Here is a 17014-nt window from a genome sequence, read left to right on the forward strand (position 1 = left end):
CAGCATGATCGGCGTAACCAGCGGCATGGCCCAAATTCCGCAAACCCCGCCCGCTTTGTTCGACCGCGCCTTGCTGCATGCACGGCAGCAACGCGCACTTGCGCAAGGCCCGGTCACCTTCCTGCTCGATCGCGTGGCCGAGGATATGTCCGACCGGTTGGCCGCGGTGACGCGGGAATTTCATGCGGCGGTGGATCTATGGACACCCGGCGAGGGTCTCACGACGTTGCGGTCGTGCCTACGTTCGACCGAGCGGATTGCGTCGGGTGCGGCCGGCGAGGAGAAGCTGCTCTTCGAACCGGAGAGCCGCGACCTCATCATCTCGGCGCTGGCGCTGCAATTCGTCAACGACCTGCCGGGTGTGCTCGCGCAAATTCGTCGCGCCCTGAGGCCGGACGGGTTGCTGCTCGCCGCCATGATCGGCGGCGACAGCCTGACCGAGCTGCGTCAGGCGTTTGCGGCCGCCGAAGCCGAATGCGAAGGCGGCGTGTCGCCGCGCGTCGCGCCGTTCGCGGACTTGCGCGACATCGGCGCGCTGTTACAGCGCGCGGGCTTTGCGCTGCCGGTCACCGACGTCGACCGTGTGGTGGCACGCTATGGCAATGCGTTTGCTTTGATGCAGGATCTTCGCCGCATGGGTGCGGCCAATGTGCTGATCGAGCGTCGGCGCGTGCCGAGCCGTCGCACGACGCTGCTGCGGATGGCCGAGATCTATGCCGAACGCTTCGCCGATGCCGACGGCCGCGTCCGTGCGACGTTCGATATCATCTGGCTCTCCGGCTGGGCCCCGCATGCGAGCCAGCAGCAGCCGCTCAAGCCCGGCTCGGCCAAGGCGAGCCTCGCCGAGGCGGTGAAGAAGGCGAGAGAAATATAGGCTGTCTCTCCCGTCATGGCCGTGCTCGACACGGCCATCAACGTCATTCAGCTCGGCACGAAGATCGTGGATGCCTGAGACAGCTAGGCATGAGGCTGAGAGCGTGATGGCTCCCCGAGCTCACATCAGCAAGTCGATCAAATGCGGGATCAACGGGATGTCGGCGGGCGGCATCGGGTAATCGCGCAGTTTGTTGGCGCGGACCCAGGCCAGAGCCTGGCCTTCGCGCGCCGTAACCTGCCCCTCCCAGCGGCGGCAGATGTAGAGCGGCATCAACAGGTGAAAGGTCTCGTAGCCGTAGCTCGCAAAGGTCAGTGGGGCCAGGCACGGCTCGGCGACCGTGATGCCGAGCTCCTCGTGGAGCTCGCGAATCAGGCTCTGCTCGGGCCGCTCGCCGGGCTCGAGCTTGCCGCCCGGGAATTCCCAAAGGCCGGCCAGCGCCTTACCCTCGGGGCGTTGCGCGATCAGGACGCGCTTGTCGGCGTCGACCAGCGCGCAGGCCACCACCAGTGTGAGTTTGAGATCGGCCATGCCCATGTCGTTTGCTGAAGGATCGCTCGCAACGGTTCGTTAACCCCGCGTGGGGCCGCGTTCTCCGGCCTCCATAAGTCATATTTAATCGACGGTTCCTAGAGTGGAAACGCTGAAACCATTCCGGGTCCCGCTCCATGCGCGCTGCCATTGGCATCATCATCCGCCGATTCGTCCACGACCGGCGCGGCAATATCGCGGTGATCTTCGCACTCTGCTGCGTGCCGCTGATCACGGTGGTCGGCTGTGCGGTCGACTACTCTCGTGCGACGCAGATCCGCTCCAAGCTTCAGGGCGCGGCCGATGCGGCCAGCGTCGGCTCGGTGGCCAAGTCCTCGCCGGCCTTTGCCGCCGCGGGCACGATGACCTCGGACGGCCCGATTTCCGTCGGCGTTACCGATGCCCAGAACATTTTTGATGCCAACCGCGCCAACCTGACCGGCTACACGCTCAAGAACATCACGCCGACGGTGGTCAAGAGCGGCTCGACCGTCAAGTCCACGGTCTCATTCAGCGCCGAGCTGAACACCATGTTTCTCGGCGTGATCGGCAAGACCGCGCTGACCGTGAGCGGCACGTCGACCGCGACGGCCAGCATGCCGCTCTATATCGACTTCTACCTGCTACTCGACAACTCGCCTTCGATGGGCGTCGGCGCGACGCCCGGCGACGTGCAGACGATGGTCAACAACACGTCGGACAAGTGCGCGTTCGCCTGCCACGATCTCAAGGACAAGAACAATTATTACGACCTTGCCAGGAAGCTCGGCGTGACCACCCGGATCGACGTGCTTCGGAGTGCCACGCAGTCGCTGATGGACACGGCGAGCGCAACCGAAACCTATTCAAACCAGTTCAGGATGGCGATCTATGATTTCGGCGGCTCCGCAAGCACGCTCGGTCTGCGCAATCTGTTCTCGCTGTCGGCGTCGCTCTCCAGCGCGAAGTCGGCGGCCGGCAAGATCGACTTGATGTCGGTGAACGGTCAGAACGAGAACGGCGATCAGGACACGGCATTCACCGCGATATTTCCTGCGATCGACAAGGAGATCAGTTCACCCGGCCCCGGCACGTCATCCAGCCCGCTCAAATATCTGTTCTTCGTATCCGACGGGGTCGCTGACGAGAGCAACACCGCCTGCCTGAAGCCGCTCTCAGGCAGCACACGATGCCAGTCGCCGCTCGACCCGTTGCTGTGCAAGGCCATGAGGGATCGCGGGGTCAAGGTTGCGGTCTTGTACACGATGTATCTCGCGCTGCCCACCAACAGCTGGTACATGAAATGGATCAATCCATTTAATGCTGGCCCCTATGGGCCGTCGCCGAACAGCGAGATCGCGCAGAACATGCAGAGCTGCGCCTCGCCGGGCCTGTATTTCGAGGTCAGCCCGACGCAAGGCATCTCCGAAGCGATGAATGCGTTGTTCAAGAAGGCGGTCGCCGACGCGCGGATCTCCGGGTGAGATGAAGCAGACCTCCATCGCCGTCATCGTGAGACGGCCGCTTCTTCAGCGGCCCTCGCAGGGGAACGGCGGCCCAGTTCTCCCCGTGCGGCGGTAGCGCGGCCGTTCATCCGTCGAGGGAAGGCGTGCATCGCTGCGCGCTGCGCGCCTCGCACCTCAATGACGGAAGATTCAGGACCTGTAGTCGCCGTTGATCGCGACATATTCCTTGGTGAGGTCGCAGGTCATGACGCGGTCGCGGCCCTTGCCAAGGCCGAGCGAGACCTTGATCGCGATCTCCGGTGCCTTCATCGCCTCCGAGACCTGCGCTTCGTCATAGGACGGATCGCGCGCGCCGCTCTTGGCGACGCGAATGCCGTTGAAGGAGATCGAGAGCTTGTCGCGATCGGCCGGCTCGCCGGCCTTGCCGACCGCCATCACCACGCGGCCCCAGTTGGCGTCCTCGCCGGCGATCGCGGTCTTGACCAGCGGTGAGTTGGCGATCGACATCGCGATCTTGCGCGCCGAGGCCTTGGTCTTGGCGCCCTCGACGGTGATCTCGACCAGCTTGCGTGCGCCTTCGCCGTCGCGGGCCACCTGCTCGGACAGATTGGCGAGCACCTGGTTGAATGCCTTGACGAAGGCCTTCAGCCTGGGATCGCTGGCCCGGTCGATCTTCGGCGCACCATGTTTCGCGGCGGCGCCGGTCGCGAAGGCGAGCAGCGTGTCCGAGGTCGAGGTGTCGCCGTCGATCGTCACTGCATTGAAGGTGTCCTCGACGCCGCTCTTGAGCAGGGCTTGCAGCGCGGCGGGCGCGATCGGCGCGTCCGTGAAGATGAAGGACAGCATGGTCGCCATGTCGGGAGCGATCATGCCGGCGCCCTTGGCCATGCCGTTGATGGTGACCTTGGCCTTGCCGAGCTTGACGGTCGCGGTCGCGACCTTCGGGAAGGTGTCGGTGGTCATGATCGCCTTGGCCGCGGCGAGATAATCGTCCGGCTCGGCGGTCTCGGCGAGGCGGCCGAGCACGCCATCGAACTTGGTCGCGTCCAGTGGCTCGCCGATCACGCCGGTCGAGGCGAGAAAAATCTCGCTCTCGCTACACCCAACGGCCTTCGCCGCGATCTTCGCGGTCAGCGCGGTGGAGGCGCGGCCGGTTTTGCCGGTGAAGGCATTGGCGTTGCCGGAGTTGACGACCAGAGCGCGAGCCTTGCCGCCCTTCAATTTGGCGCGGCACCATTCGACCGGCGCGGAGGGGCATTTCGACCTGGTGAAGACTCCGGCCACGGCCGTGCCCTTGTCCATCACCGCCAGCAGCACGTCGGTGCGGTTCTTGTAGCGGATGCCGGCCTCGGCGGTCGCAAGACGGACGCCTGCGATCACGGGCATGTCGGGAACGGTTTTTGGGGCGAGCGGGGAGACGGTCGAAGACATCGCGGGGGGCGCCTTGGTGGGGTCTGACATGCAGATGGCCGGGCGATGCCCGGCCATTGCGATGCTTAGATACTCTTGGCGTCAGCGAAGTGACAGCAAATTCTTACTTCTTCGCCGGCGGCGCCATCTTGCTGTCAGACGGCTTGGCGTCCGACTTGGCGGCGTCCGCTGCCGGCTGGTCCAGCCGCTCGACCTTGGCCTCGGCACGCAGCTTGGCGACGTAATCGGCCTGGGCCTTGCGGGTGACGTAGTTCTCGATCTGGGTTTTCACCTGCTCGAAGTCCGGCGCCTTGCGGTTGCGCTTTTCCTCGACCTTGATGATGTGCCAGCCGAACTGCGACTTCACGGGGTCGGAGATCTTGCCCGGCTCGAGCGCGAAGGCGACGGCCGAGAATTCCGGCACCATCTGCTCCTTGGTGAAGAAGCCGAGGTCGCCGCCGTCGGCAGAGCCCGGGTCCTTGGATTTCTTCTTGGCAAGCTCGGCGAAATCAGCGCCCTTGTCGAGCTCGGCCTTCACCGCCTTGGCCTCGTCCTCGGTTTCGACCAGGATGTGGCGGGCGCGCACCTCCTGCTCACCGGTGATCTGCTTGGAGGCCTCGTCATAGACCTTCTTCATGGCGTCGGGGGTGGTGGCGGCCTTGCCCTCGCCCGCGAGCAGGCTGTCCATCAGGAGGCGGTTGCGGGCGAATGCCAGGCGCTTCTTGAACTCCTCGCTGTCGGCGACCTTCTTGTCTTCGGCAGCCTTGCTGACGATCTTCATGTCGATCAGGAAGGACAGGACGTTCTCGTCCTTGGTCGCCGGGTCCATCTGGGCCAGGCTGGGTCCGAGTTCTTCCTCGGCCATGGCGACGTCGCTCTTCTTGATTTCCGCGCCATTGACCTTCGCCAGCACCGGATCGTCGGCGGCGCGGAGCGGCCCGGCGCACGCCAGGGACAGCGCCAAAGCGAGGCAGCCGGCCAGGGCGGACGCATGGCGGAAACGCTGGCCGGTGGTTACCGGGAACGAGGTGGTCATGGAAAATCCTTATGTTGAAGCAGGGGGGCTGCTCGAGCGGGGCGGACACTCGCCCAATTCAGGGGGGCTTGGCAACGCGAAAAGTCTGTCAAAATGATGAATTAGCCGCAATGCGGCCGCCGTTGACAAGGCTAGGGGCCGGCCATATCTCTGGCCGGTCGCGTCCATGGCGATAGCGTTTATTTTGCTGCGTTTTTGGCCGTTGAACCCAGACTTGCTCAATTCCCACCCATATGGCGGACCACCCCGCAGTCCGGGCTGAAGGCGCCATCGGCGTCACGGTGAGTTGATAGGCAGGCGGGTGACAACTTCTTGGCTGCAACGCGGTTAAATCGCGAACACAGGAACTAGGCATGATCGGCGCGCTCGCCCGCAAGTTTTTCGGCTCCGCCAACGACCGGCGGGTGAAGGGATATCAGTCCCGCGTCAACGCGATCAACGCGCTGGAGCCCGAAGTCTCGAAACTTTCTGACGAAGCGCTCAAGGCCCGCACCGCCGAGTTCAAGAAGCAGCTCGCCGAGGGCAAGACGCTCGACGACCTCCTGGTGCCCGCCTTCGCCACAGTACGCGAGGCGGCCAAGCGTACGCTCGGCCAGCGCCATTTCGACGTCCAGCTAATCGGCGGCATGGTGCTGCACGAGGGCGACATCGCCGAGATGAAGACCGGCGAAGGCAAGACGCTGGTGGCGACGCTCGCGGTCTACCTCAACGCGCTCGCCGGCAAGGGCGTCCACGTCGTCACCGTCAACGATTATCTCGCCCGCCGCGACTCCGGCTGGATGGGTCAGATCTACGGCTTCCTCGGCATGACCACCGGCGTGATCGTGCACGGCCTCGACGATGCCGAACGCAAGGCGGCCTATGCCTGCGACATCACCTATGGCACCAACAACGAATATGGCTTCGATTATCTGCGCGACAACATGAAGTACCGGCTCGAGGACATGGTCCAGCGGCCGCACTTCTTCGCCATCGTCGACGAGGTCGACTCCATCCTGATCGACGAAGCGCGCACGCCGCTGATCATCTCCGGCCCGCTCGACGACCGCTCCGACTTCTACAACACCATCGATTCGTTCCTGCCCAAGCTCGACAAGACCGATTACGACGTCGACGAGAAGCAGCGCACAGTGACGCTCACCGAAGCCGGCATGGAGAAGATCGAGACCTTGCTGCGCGACGCCGGCCAGCTCAAGGGCGAGTCGCTCTACGACGTCGAGAACGTCTCGGTCGTGCACCACATCAACCAGGCGCTGCGCGCCCATACGCTGTTCACGCGCGACAAGGACTACATCGTCCGCGACAACGAGGTCGTCATCATCGACGAGTTCACCGGCCGCATGATGCCGGGCCGCCGCTATTCGGAAGGCCTGCATCAGGCGTTGGAGGCCAAGGAGCACGTCCAGGTCCAGCCTGAGAACCAGACGCTGGCCTCGATCACCTTCCAGAACTATTTCCGCATGTACGAGAAGCTCGCGGGCATGACCGGCACGGCCGCGACCGAAGCGGACGAATTGTTCGACATCTACAAGCTCGAGGTCGTGGAGATCCCGACCAACCTGCCGGTCGCGCGCCTCGACGAGGACGACGAGGTCTACCGCACCCAGCAGGAAAAATACGGCGCGATCCTCGCCGAGATCGAGCGTGCCAATTCGCGGCTCCAGCCGGTGCTCGTCGGCACCGCCTCGATCGAAAAGTCGGAAGTGCTCGCCGAATTCCTCAAGAAGAACGGCTACAAGCAGATCGATTTCGGCAAGGAGAACGCGCTCGACAAGCTCTATGCTGCGGCCCGCGCCGGCAAGCCGGCAAAGCTGTTCGCGGTGCTGAACGCGCGCTTCCACGAGCAGGAAGCCTATATCGTCGCCGAAGCGGGTGTGCCCGGTGCGATCACCATCGCGACCAACATGGCCGGCCGCGGCACCGACATCAAGCTCGGCGGCTCGCTCGAGATGCGCATCCAGCAGGAGACCGCAGGCATCGAGGACGAGGCCGAGAAAGCCAAGAAGATCGATCAGATCAAGGCCGACATCGCGCACTTCCGCGATCTCGTGCTGAAGGCCGAGGAGACCATCGAGATCGAGCCGGCGAAGGGGAGCAAGCCGGCCAAGACCGTGAAGAAGCCGGGCGGCCTTTATATCATCGGCTCGGAGCGGCACGAATCCCGCCGCATTGACAACCAGCTCCGCGGCCGTTCCGGTCGTCAGGGTGACCCCGGCCGCTCGAAATTCTTCCTGTCGCTCGAAGACGATCTGATGCGCATCTTCGGCTCGGACCGTCTCGACAGCATGCTCCAGCGTCTCGGCTTGCAAGAGGGCGAGGCCATCATCCATCCCTGGATCAACAAGGCGTTGGAGAAGGCGCAGCAGAAGGTCGAGGCGCGCAACTTCGACATCCGCAAGAACCTGCTCAAGTTCGACAACGTCCAGAATGACCAGCGCAAGGTGATCTTCGATCAGCGCGTCGAGCTGATGAAGGACGAGAGCGTTGTCGAAACCGTCACCGACATGCGCCACGCTTTCATCGACGATCTCGTCGCCAAGCACGTGCCCGAGCATGCCTATGCCGAGCAGTGGGACGTGGCGGGCCTGAAGGACGAGCTGAAGCGCGTGCTCGATCTCGACCTGCCGGTCGACGAATGGGCCAAGGAAGAGGGAATCGCCGACGAGGAGTTGCTGACCCGCATTGAGACCAAAGCCGACGAGCACATGGCGGCCAAGGTCGCGCAATGGGGGCCCGACGTGATGCGTTACGTCGAAAAGACCATTCTGTTGCAGACGCTCGACCATCTCTGGCGCGAGCACCTGATCATGCTCGACCATCTGCGCCAGGTCATCGGTCTGCGCGGTTACGGCCAGCGCGATCCCTTGCAGGAGTACAAGACTGAGGCCTTCAATCTCTTCCAGGAGATGAGCGCACATTTGCGCGAGGCCGTCACCGCGCAGCTGATGCGCGTCGAGATCGTCCCGCCGGAGCAGGAAGCCCCGCTGCTGCCGCCGATGGAGGCGCACAAGTTCGACCCGAACACCGGCGAAGACGAAATGGCGATCGCCAGCGTCTCGCTGGGAGCGCAGGCCACTGATGCCGCCCTTCGCGATCCCAAGAATCCGGCAAGCTGGGGCAAGATCGGCCGCAACGAGGACTGCCCGTGCGGCTCGGGCAAGAAGTACAAGCACTGCCACGGCAGGTACGCGTAAGGCTTGAATGTATTAGTGGGGCGCAACACCGGCGCCTCATTCTCGACTGTCGTCGCCCGACTGATCGGGCGATCCATTACGCCGCGGCTTCTCGGCTCAATCGCGACCGTCTCCGGAATACTGGATCGCCTGTTGCAGTGCGCAAGTGCGCACAAGGCGGGCGATGACAGTTGAGCGTGACGCGCCCAGCTCTCACCCCACCGTCGTCCTGGCGAAGCCAATTACCCAGGGGAAGTCGCGGCGCGACGCAGGCAACCGCCAGTCTTCGCCAAGTAAATGCGGTGGTAATGGGCCCTGGATCGGCCCTCCGCCCCGGACAACGCTGCGCGTTGCCAAGAACTTCGCTTGTCAAGGACGACGTGCTTTAAGAAGCCGAACTTAATCAGCCCTCAATTCGAGCTGTCGATCAAGCTCTCCAGCAGCCGCTTGAGCTCACTCGTCGATTTGTCGCCGTAGCTCTCCAGGATGTGCTCCTCCTGGTCCACCGCAAGCGAGTTGAGCTTCTTGCTCAGCACCTTGCCGCGGTCGGAGATGAACATCAGCACCTTGCGGCGGTCGTTCGGATCCTGCACGCGGTAGACCAACGTGTCCGAGACCATGCGGTCGATCATCTTGGTCAATGTCGGATGGTTGAGCAGCACGGCATCGGCGAGTTCGCCCATCGAATGGCCGTTGCCATCCGACAGCACTTTCAGGATGCGCCATTGCTCGACCGGCACGCCCTCCTTGCTCAACCGCAGCTCGAGCTGGCGGTTGATCTCCCGGTTGGCTTGCGCGAGCAGATAGGCGAGGTGATCGGTGATCGGTGAGTTTTCTTTCGAGGATTTTGCCACGGCTAAGACTTCGTCTTGACCCAAATGAGTGAATGTCTTGCAATCAATGCCGCATCTATATGCACTTCAATTGTTGAATATTCAATATTTTCAAAATAGGATCATTGCCCAACAAAAGGGCGGAAGCCGCGGCCGCCTGCTCAATGTGCTTTCAAGTCTGGTCCCAGACAGGAGTTGGCGTGCGCGCGACGGTGAACTTCCCGGCTCACGGCGGCCCGGCGTTGCCGCCGTCCTTGCTGTTCAGGAATCTGTCGTCATCGGCGGCTGATGGTGTCTTGTCGCCCAGGGATCACGCCTTCTTCAAGCGGCGCCGCGCGAACAAGCTGCGGATCGGCGGCTTCATCTGCTGCACCGGCTCGCCTGGAGTCTGGGGCCCCTGTGCGACCAACAGCGCCAAGCTCGCGGTTGCCGAGATCAACAAGCGCGGCGGCATCCTCGGGCGCGAAATCGAGCTTTCCATTTACGACGCTGGCGGACCGCTCGACGAGGTGCTGAACCGCGCCGAGCAGGCGATCGCGTTCGACGAGGTCGACCTCATCGTCGGGCTGCACACCAGCGCGGTCCGTGTCGGCTTGCGCGACGTCACCACGCGTCATCGCATCCCCTACATCTATACGCCGGTCTATGAAGGCGGTGAGTGCACGCCGGGCGTGATGGCGATCGGTGAGACGCCGCGCTGGCAGAGCCGGCCCTCGATCCACTGGCTCGCCGAGGTCAAGAACGCGTCGCGCTGGTACCTGATCGGCAGCGACTATGTCTGGCCCTGGCAGTCGCATCGCGCCGTGAAGAATTACATCAACGAAACCGGCGGCCTTGTCGTCGGCGAGGAGTTCGTTCCCCTCGGCGAGGATAATCACCAGCCTCATCTGGCGCGCATCCGCGCCGCGAGGCCGGATGTCGTGCTGATCTCGCTGATCGGCACCGACAGCATCACCTTCAACCGTGCCTTCGGCGAATGCGGGCTTGCCGCGACGACGCTGCGGCTGGCCGGCGCGATGGACGAGACGGTCCTGCTCGGCATCGGCGCCGACAACAGCGAGAACATGTTCTGCGCCTCCGGCTATTTCCCGGGCATCGGCTCGCGGAGCAACGACGACTTCCAGATCCGCTATCGCGCGATGTTCGGACCAAACGCTCCGCCGATCGGCTCGCTCGGCCAGTCCAGTTACGAAGGCCTGCGTTTCCTCGAAGCCGTCGCGAACAAGGCAGGTTCGTTGTCCATGGCTCCGATGCTCGCGGCGGGGCGCAACATCGTTTATGGCGGCGCGCGCGGGCCGGTCACCGTTCGCAACGGTCACGCCCGGATGCAGATGTATCTCGCCGAGGCTGACGGTCTCGATTTCAAGCTGATCAAGCCGGTCTAAAACGAGATTGTCGAGGGTGCTGGCGGATTTTCGAAATAATACTTGAAAAGGAAAATATTTCTGTCTGTAATATCGACGCGATGCCGATTTGGTCCCGCGCTGTGCAGGCGCGGGACCAGGCGGCTTCCGTCCACGCCAGGGATCAAGAAGCCTTTGAGGAGAGCGCCGTGACAGTTGTTCTTCCCACGCCAGCCCAACTTCGCAGCGTCGCCGAGCAGTGCGGCCTTTCGCTGACCGACGACGACGTCGCCTCGTTCCGCGGCCTGATGCAGGGCTCGATCGAAGCCTACAATCTCGTCGCCGCGATGCCGGACGAGGTGCCGGAGGTGAAATACCCGCGCACGCCGGGCTACCGGCCCTCGGCCGAAGAGAACCCGCGCAATGCCTGGTATCGCAAGTCGACCGTAAAGGGCGCCGCCAGCGGCAAGCTCAAGGGCAAGACCGTCGCGCTGAAGGACAACATCATGCTGGCCGGCGTTCCCATGACCAACGGGTCGTCCACGCTGGAAGGCTATGTGCCCGATTTCGACGCCACGATCGTCACGCGCATGCTGGATACCGGCGCCGAGATCAAGGGCAAGGTGCATTGCGAGCACTTCTGCCTGTCTGGCGGCAGCCACACCGGCTCGTACGGGCCAGTGCATAATCCGCACAAGATGGGCTACTCGGCCGGCGGCTCGTCGTCAGGCTCTGGCGTCGTGGTTGCGCTCGGCGAGGTCGACATGGCGATCGGCGGCGATCAGGGCGGCTCGATCCGCATGCCGTCCTCGTTCTGCGGCATCTACGGCATGAAGCCGACCTGGGGCCTCGTGCCCTATACCGGGATCATGCCGATCGAGATCTACATCGATCATACCGGGCCGATGACTGCGACGGTCGCCGACAACGCGCTGCTGCTCGAAGTGCTCGCCGGCGACGACGGCTACGATCCGCGCATCAAGGCGCCGAAGGTCGAGGAATACACCAAGGCGCTCGGCCAGGGCGTCAAAGGGATGAAGATCGGCATCGTCAAGGAAGGCTTTGAGCAGCCGGCCGCAGAGGCGGCGGTCAATGAAAGCGTGCGCGAGGCGGCAAAACGCTTCAAGGATCTTGGAGCCAGCGTCGAGACGGTATCGATCCCGATGCACCTCCTGGGCGGCGCGATCTGGACCCCGATCGGCACCGAAGGCCTGACCCAGACCATGATGTTCGGCGACGGCTACGGCCTCAGCCGCGGCGATCTCTATTCGACCTCCCTGATGGATTTTCACCGCGGCTGGCGCCGGCAGGCCGACTCGCTGTCCGAGACCACGAAGTTGTTCATGATGCTCGGCACCTACATCAACAACAATTTCGGCCCACGCTTCTACGGCAAGGCGCTCAACATCTCCCGCCGGCTCACCGCGGCCTATGACAAGGCCTTCAGCGACTACGATCTGCTGTTGATGCCAACCACGCCGATGAAGGCGACCAAGCTGCCGGAGCCCAATGCCAGCCGCGAGGAATACGTAGCCCGCGCGCTCGAGATGATCTCCAACACCGCGCCCTTCGACATCACCCATCATCCCGCGATGTCGCTGCCCTGCGGCATGGTCGACGGCCTGCCCGTCGGCCTGATGCTGGTCGGCCGCATGTTCGAGGAATCCACGATCTACCGCGCCGCCCATGCCTTCGAGCAGATCGGCGACTGGAAAAAAATGTGAGCGAGGCTTCGATGCAGGCGAACGGAAACGCAACGCATGGCTAACGCGTTCGTCGCGGCGTTCGAGATCCTGAGCTTTGGCGCGATCATCGTCCTTATCGTGCTGGGGCTCGGGATCATCGCCAGCATGATGGGCATCTTCAACTTCGCGCAAGGCGAGTTCGTCCTGCTCGGGGCTTACATCACCTATCTCGCCTACGCCAAGGGGCTGCCGATCTGGGCCGGCATGGCTGCGGCGCCTTTCGTGGTCGGCGCGCTCGGCTTCGTGCTGGAGGCGCTGATCATCCGCCGCTTCTATGCCGCGCCCATCGTCGCCATGCTCGGCACCTATGCGCTCGGTCTCATCATCCGGGAATCCGTGCGCGGACTGATCGGCGGCTTCTACCTCACCGTGCCGGAGCCGATCGGCGGCTCGCTCGACATTGGCGCCATGCACATCTCGGCCTGGCGTTTCACCATCATCGTGATCACGCTCCTGGTGATGGGCGGTTGCTATCTGCTGCTGTCGCGCACGAGCTTTGGCCTGCGCGTGCGGGCCACGCTGGAGAATCCGTCGCTGGCACGCGCGTCGGGCATTTCCACGCCGCTGATCTACGGCGCCACGTTTGCGTTCGGCGCAGCGCTTGCCGGCCTTGCCGGTGCGCTGATCGTGCCGGTGTTCAGCCTGTTTGCCGATCTCGGCCTGCGCTTTCTGATCCAGGGTTTTGTCGCGGTCATGGTCGGCGGCGTCGGCTCCTTCATCGGACCGGTCGCAGGCGCGGGCGTCATCGGCACGCTCAGCGCGGCGCTGCCGTGGGTGATGGCGCCCGTCGTCGCCGACGTGCTGGTCTTCGTGCTCGCCATTGTCTTCATCAAATTCCGTCCGCAGGGCCTCATCGCAGGAAAAGGGGTTTAGTCACATGTTCGATCGCACTCAGCTCTCACGGCGCCGCTTTCTCTCCAATTTTGCTTTTGCCTCCGGTGCGGTCGCAACCGGCGTCGGCAGCTGGGTGATTCCGGCTCCCTGGGCCAATGCGGCCGAAGCCCCGATCAAGGTCGGCATCGCCACCGACCTCACGGGCCCGATCGCCTATGCCGGCAATGCCGATGCCAATGTCGCCAAGATGGTGATCAAGGAGATCAATGCCGCCGGCGGCCTGCTCGGCCGGCCGCTCGAGCTCTATATCGAGGACACCGCTTCCAACGAATCCGTCGCCGTCGGCAACGTCCGCAAGCTGATCCAGCGCGACAAGGTCGACATGGTCTTGGGCGGCATCACCTCCTCGATGCGCAACGCGATCAAGGATCCGATCGTGGCACGCGGCAAGACGCTCTACATCTATCCGCAGCTCTATGAAGGCAAGGAATGCACGCCCTACCTGTTCTGCACCGGGCCGACGCCGGCGCAGCAATGTGACGAGTTCATCCCCTGGCTGATCAAGAACGGCGGCAAGAAGTTCGCGCTGCCGAGCGCCAATTATGTCTGGCCGCACACGCTCAACGTCTATGCACGCAAGGTGATCGAGGCGAACGGCGGCGAGGTCGTGTTCGAGGAATACTATCCGCTCGACCAGGTCGATTTCTCCGCGACCGTCAACCGCATCATCTCCAACAAGGTCGACGTCGTCTTCAACACTGTCATTCCGCCTGGCGTCGGGCCGTTCTTCAAGCAGCTCTATGAAGCCGGATTCCTCAAAAACGGCGGGCGCCTGGCCTGCGTCTACTATGATGAGAACACGCTTAACATCAATCAGGCCGCCGAGATCGAGGGGCTCGCAAGCTGCCTCGACTATTTCAAGGTGTTGACCAAGGAGAGCCCCTTCGACGCAAAGATCCAGGCGGCCTACGAGAAGGATTTCCCGGGCAACTTCCTGTTCGCCGCCGGCAGCGCCGCCACCGGCACCTATCGCGGCCTGAAGCTGTGGGAAGCAGCGGTCAAGGAGGCCGGCAAGGTCGACCGCGAGTCCGTCGCCGGCGCGCTCGACCATGCCAAGATCGCTGAAGGCCCCGGCGGACCTGCCGAGATGGTGCCGGGCAAGCGGCACTGCAAGATGAAGATGTATACCGCGGTGGCCAAGAGCGGCAATTATGAGATCGTTGCTCGTAGCGACGGGCTTGTCGATCCCAAGGAATGCTGAGGCGGAATGGGAAGCCGATGAGCGGGGTAAGAGAGGCCATCGCCGGCGACGAAGCGGACGACGCGATGGCTGAACGCGTGGCAGCGGGACGGGCCAGGAAACAAACCGGGGCAGGACGAAAAGTCCTGCCGATCGTGGAGGGCGTCGTGCTGGTCGCGGCACTGCTCGCGCCGCTGGTGCTCCAGGACTACCTCACCGTGTTCGCGACGCGCGTGATCATCCTCGCGCTGTTCGCGCTGTCGTTCGACCTCGTCTGGGGTTATGCCGGGATCATGAGCTTCGGTCAGGCCCTGTTCTTCGGATCGGCCGGCTATGGCGTCGCGCTGCTCGCGCGCGACCTCGATATCACCAACATGTTTCTGGTGCTGCCGGCGGGCACGCTGATCGGCCTGACCTTCGCGCTGCTGCTCGGCGGCTTTCTGTTGCTGGGGCGGCATCCCTCCAGCGTGATCTTCGTGTCGCTGGGCACGCTGACGGGCTCCTACGCGGCCGACCGCCTGGCGCGCGGCTGGTACTATCTCGGCGGTCAGAACGGCATCCCCTCGATCGCGCCAATGTCGCTTGGTTCATACGAACTCTCGGAAGGGCCGGCCTTCTATTATCTCGTGCTCGGCATCCTCGTCGTGGTCTACCTGCTCTGCCGCTTCCTGGTGCGCTCGCAGTTTGGCCTTGCGCTGGCAGGCCTGCGCGAGAACGAGCAACGCATCGCCTTCTTCGGCTACAAGGCGCAGCATCTCAAAGCCATCGTCTTCACCATCGGCGGCGCCATCGCCGGGCTGGCCGGCAGCCTCTATGCCTTCCATGAAGGCTTCGTCTGGCCCAACATGGTCGGTGTCGTGGTCTCGACCCAGGTGGTGCTCTACGTGCTGTTCGGCGGCTCCGGCACGCTGATCGGCGCCGTCATCGGCGCCGTCATCGTCGAAGGCGTCAGCTTCTGGCTGTCGGACAATTACCGCGACATCTGGCCAATCATTCTGGGCTTGTTGCTGCTGCTCGTGATCCTGTTCCGGCCGCTCGGCTTGATCAGCTTTGTCCTCGGCGAGCGTGAACGCGTCGGCAGCTTCGGTGCCAAACCCAAGGAGAAGCGCAATGCCGCTCCTTGAAGCCTCCGGCATCAGCAAAGTCTTTGGCAAGCTCACCGCGCTCGATGGCGCGGCGCTCAGCGTCGGCGAAAACGAGTTTCACGGGCTGATAGGACCGAACGGCTCCGGCAAGAGCACGCTGATGAAGTGCGTCGCCGGGGCCGAAGTGCCGACGCAGGGCAAGGTGAGCTTCGTCAACACTGACATCACCGCTCTCACGCCGACCGAGCGCGCCCGCGCCGGCATGAGCCTGAAATTCCAGATCACGTCCGTGCTGCCGTCGCTGACCCTGTACGACAACATCCTGCTTGCGCTGCAGGCGCAGTCTTCGTTGTTCGATCTCGTATTCTCGCGCACGCGCAGGCTGCTGCACGACCAGGTCATGACCATGCTGACGCAGTTTCGTCTGGCGAACCGCGCCTTCGATGCGGCCGCCGCGCTGTCGCATGGCCAGCAGCAATGGCTGGAGATCGCGATGGCGCTGGCGGGCAAGCCAAAACTCCTGCTGCTGGACGAGCCAACCGGCGGCATGAGCCTCGAGGAGCGCCGCGTCACCGGCGAACTGCTCGAGCCGATCAAGCAGCATTGCTCGCTCGTCATCGTCGAGCACGACCTCGATTTCATCCGCGACATCTGCGATCGCCTCACCGTGCTCGACCAGGGCAGGGTGCTGGCATCAGGCACGGTGTCCGAGATCCAGGCCAACAAAGCCGTCCAGGAGATTTATCTGCGCCGTGCCTGAATTTTTGGACATCAAGCATCTCGATGCTGGCTATGGCCGCAGCCAGGTGCTGTTCGGCGTCAGCCTCGGCATCCCCTGGCGCGGCGGCGTCGCCGTGCTCGGCCGCAACGGCGCTGGCAAGACCACGCTGATGAAGACCATCGTCGGCGAGCTGCCGGCCTGGAAGGGCGAGGTCGCCTTCGACGGCCGCGACATCAGCCGCCGCGCCACCCAGGAGCGCGTGCGCGCCGGCATCGGCTATGTCCCGCAGGAGCATTCGGTGTTCGCGCGCCTGTCGGTGCGGGACAATCTCGCCGTCGGCTCGCTCGCGAACAAGGACGCCAGTGCGGTCGACCGCGTGCTGACCATCTTCCCGAAACTTGGCCAGCGCCTCGACCAGCCCGCCGGCACGCTCTCTGGCGGTGAACGCAAGATGCTTGCGATCGGCCGTGCCATGCTGGGCGATCCCAAGCTGTTGCTGCTCGACGAGCCGACCGAGGGCGTCTGGATCGGCGTGATCGAGGAGATCACCGAGCGCCTGATCGAACTCGCGAAGACAATCGCCGTCATTATCGTCGAGCAGCACCTCGACTTGGCGCTGCGCGTCGCCGACTACGCTTACGTGCTGGATCGCGGCAGGGTCGCGCTGCAAGGCGAGGCGGCGGAGGTGAGGGGCAATCCGGAGCTGATGCGGTATCTGGCTCCGTAGGCTCTCGCCGGAGCGTG

At 63.7% G+C, this 17014-nt stretch carries 14 protein-coding genes; 10 read left to right on the plus strand and 4 right to left on the minus strand.

Going from position 1 to position 17014, the window contains the following annotated elements:
- The first annotated feature begins 4 nt into the window (after positions 1-4).
- Positions 5-874, plus strand: a complete 870-nt coding sequence (locus tag IVA92_RS15695) for a methyltransferase domain-containing protein (RefSeq protein WP_247276438.1) — start codon at positions 5-7, stop codon at positions 872-874.
- A gap of 120 nt (positions 875-994) precedes the next feature.
- On the opposite strand, the gene mutT is transcribed toward IVA92_RS15695, so the two are convergent.
- Positions 995-1405 (minus strand): 8-oxo-dGTP diphosphatase MutT, encoded by a 411-nt coding sequence (gene mutT, locus IVA92_RS15700; protein WP_247276276.1) that lies wholly within the window; start codon positions 1403-1405, stop codon positions 995-997.
- A gap of 137 nt (positions 1406-1542) precedes the next feature.
- Between mutT and IVA92_RS15705 the strand changes: the two genes are divergently transcribed.
- The gene (locus tag IVA92_RS15705; protein ID WP_247276277.1) at positions 1543-2868 is read left to right on the plus strand and encodes a TadE/TadG family type IV pilus assembly protein; all 1326 of its coding nucleotides are present in this window, start codon (positions 1543-1545) and stop codon (positions 2866-2868) included.
- A gap of 171 nt (positions 2869-3039) precedes the next feature.
- On the opposite strand, the gene argJ is transcribed toward IVA92_RS15705, so the two are convergent.
- On the minus strand, positions 3040-4281 hold the full coding sequence (argJ, locus tag IVA92_RS15710; protein ID WP_247276439.1) for a bifunctional glutamate N-acetyltransferase/amino-acid acetyltransferase ArgJ: 1242 nt from the start codon (positions 4279-4281) through the stop codon (positions 3040-3042).
- Between the two features lie 103 nt (positions 4282-4384).
- Positions 4385-5296: a peptidylprolyl isomerase gene (locus IVA92_RS15715; protein WP_247276278.1), complete on the minus strand. Its 912-nt coding sequence runs from the start codon at positions 5294-5296 to the stop codon at positions 4385-4387.
- Positions 5297-5649: 353 nt separating this feature from the next.
- Here IVA92_RS15715 and secA point away from each other — a divergent pair, with 353 nt between their 5' ends.
- The gene (gene secA, locus IVA92_RS15720) at positions 5650-8490 is read left to right on the plus strand and encodes a preprotein translocase subunit SecA (protein WP_247276279.1); all 2841 of its coding nucleotides are present in this window, start codon (positions 5650-5652) and stop codon (positions 8488-8490) included.
- Between the two features lie 389 nt (positions 8491-8879).
- Here secA and IVA92_RS15725 read toward each other — a convergent pair whose 3' ends face one another.
- Positions 8880-9323, minus strand: coding sequence for a MarR family transcriptional regulator (locus tag IVA92_RS15725; RefSeq protein WP_247276280.1), 444 nt, complete (start codon positions 9321-9323; stop codon positions 8880-8882).
- A gap of 179 nt (positions 9324-9502) precedes the next feature.
- On the opposite strand from IVA92_RS15725, the gene IVA92_RS15730 reads away from it, so the two are divergent.
- The 7 genes from IVA92_RS15730 (at position 9503) to IVA92_RS15760 (ending at position 16997) form a co-directional block, all read left to right on the plus strand.
- The gene (locus IVA92_RS15730) at positions 9503-10687 is read left to right on the plus strand and encodes a substrate-binding domain-containing protein (protein ID WP_247276281.1); all 1185 of its coding nucleotides are present in this window, start codon (positions 9503-9505) and stop codon (positions 10685-10687) included.
- Positions 10688-10854: 167 nt separating this feature from the next.
- Positions 10855-12369, plus strand: a complete 1515-nt coding sequence (locus IVA92_RS15735; RefSeq protein ID WP_247276282.1) for an amidase — start codon at positions 10855-10857, stop codon at positions 12367-12369.
- Positions 12370-12405: 36 nt separating this feature from the next.
- Positions 12406-13263 (plus strand): branched-chain amino acid ABC transporter permease, encoded by an 858-nt coding sequence (locus IVA92_RS15740; RefSeq protein WP_247276283.1) that lies wholly within the window; start codon positions 12406-12408, stop codon positions 13261-13263.
- 4 nt (positions 13264-13267) lie between these two features.
- Positions 13268-14485 (plus strand): substrate-binding protein, encoded by a 1218-nt coding sequence (locus IVA92_RS15745; protein WP_247276284.1) that lies wholly within the window; start codon positions 13268-13270, stop codon positions 14483-14485.
- Positions 14486-14502: 17 nt separating this feature from the next.
- Positions 14503-15588: a branched-chain amino acid ABC transporter permease gene (locus tag IVA92_RS15750; protein ID WP_247276285.1), complete on the plus strand. Its 1086-nt coding sequence runs from the start codon at positions 14503-14505 to the stop codon at positions 15586-15588.
- Positions 15575-16309, plus strand: coding sequence for an ABC transporter ATP-binding protein (locus tag IVA92_RS15755; protein WP_247276286.1), 735 nt, complete (start codon positions 15575-15577; stop codon positions 16307-16309). Before IVA92_RS15750 ends, IVA92_RS15755 begins: the two co-directional genes overlap by 14 nt.
- Positions 16302-16997 carry an ABC transporter ATP-binding protein gene (locus tag IVA92_RS15760; protein WP_247276287.1) on the plus strand — a complete coding sequence of 232 codons (696 nt, stop codon included), beginning with the start codon at positions 16302-16304 and terminating at the stop codon, positions 16995-16997. The genes IVA92_RS15755 and IVA92_RS15760 overlap by 8 nt, the downstream gene beginning before the upstream one ends.
- The last annotated feature ends 17 nt before the right edge of the window (positions 16998-17014 follow it).

Origin of the sequence: Bradyrhizobium sp. 154 (assembly GCF_023073875.1) — a bacterium.
Lineage (GTDB): Bacteria > Pseudomonadota > Alphaproteobacteria > Rhizobiales > Xanthobacteraceae > Bradyrhizobium.

What these genes read in the sequence shown, in the direction of transcription:
- IVA92_RS15695 (WP_247276438.1), top strand. Translation starts at nt 5, where the DNA reads ATGATCGGCGTAACCAGCGGCATGGCCCAAATTCCGCAAACCCCGCCC.
- mutT (WP_247276276.1), bottom strand. Translation starts at nt 1,405, where the DNA reads ATGGCCGATCTCAAACTCACACTGGTGGTGGCCTGCGCGCTGGTCGAC.
- IVA92_RS15705 (WP_247276277.1), top strand. Translation starts at nt 1,543, where the DNA reads ATGCGCGCTGCCATTGGCATCATCATCCGCCGATTCGTCCACGACCGG.
- argJ (WP_247276439.1), bottom strand. Translation starts at nt 4,281, where the DNA reads ATGTCTTCGACCGTCTCCCCGCTCGCCCCAAAAACCGTTCCCGACATG.
- IVA92_RS15715 (WP_247276278.1), bottom strand. Translation starts at nt 5,296, where the DNA reads ATGACCACCTCGTTCCCGGTAACCACCGGCCAGCGTTTCCGCCATGCG.
- secA (WP_247276279.1), top strand. Translation starts at nt 5,650, where the DNA reads ATGATCGGCGCGCTCGCCCGCAAGTTTTTCGGCTCCGCCAACGACCGG.
- IVA92_RS15740 (WP_247276283.1), top strand. Translation starts at nt 12,406, where the DNA reads ATGGCTAACGCGTTCGTCGCGGCGTTCGAGATCCTGAGCTTTGGCGCG.
- IVA92_RS15745 (WP_247276284.1), top strand. Translation starts at nt 13,268, where the DNA reads ATGTTCGATCGCACTCAGCTCTCACGGCGCCGCTTTCTCTCCAATTTT.
- IVA92_RS15750 (WP_247276285.1), top strand. Translation starts at nt 14,503, where the DNA reads ATGAGCGGGGTAAGAGAGGCCATCGCCGGCGACGAAGCGGACGACGCG.
- IVA92_RS15755 (WP_247276286.1), top strand. Translation starts at nt 15,575, where the DNA reads ATGCCGCTCCTTGAAGCCTCCGGCATCAGCAAAGTCTTTGGCAAGCTC.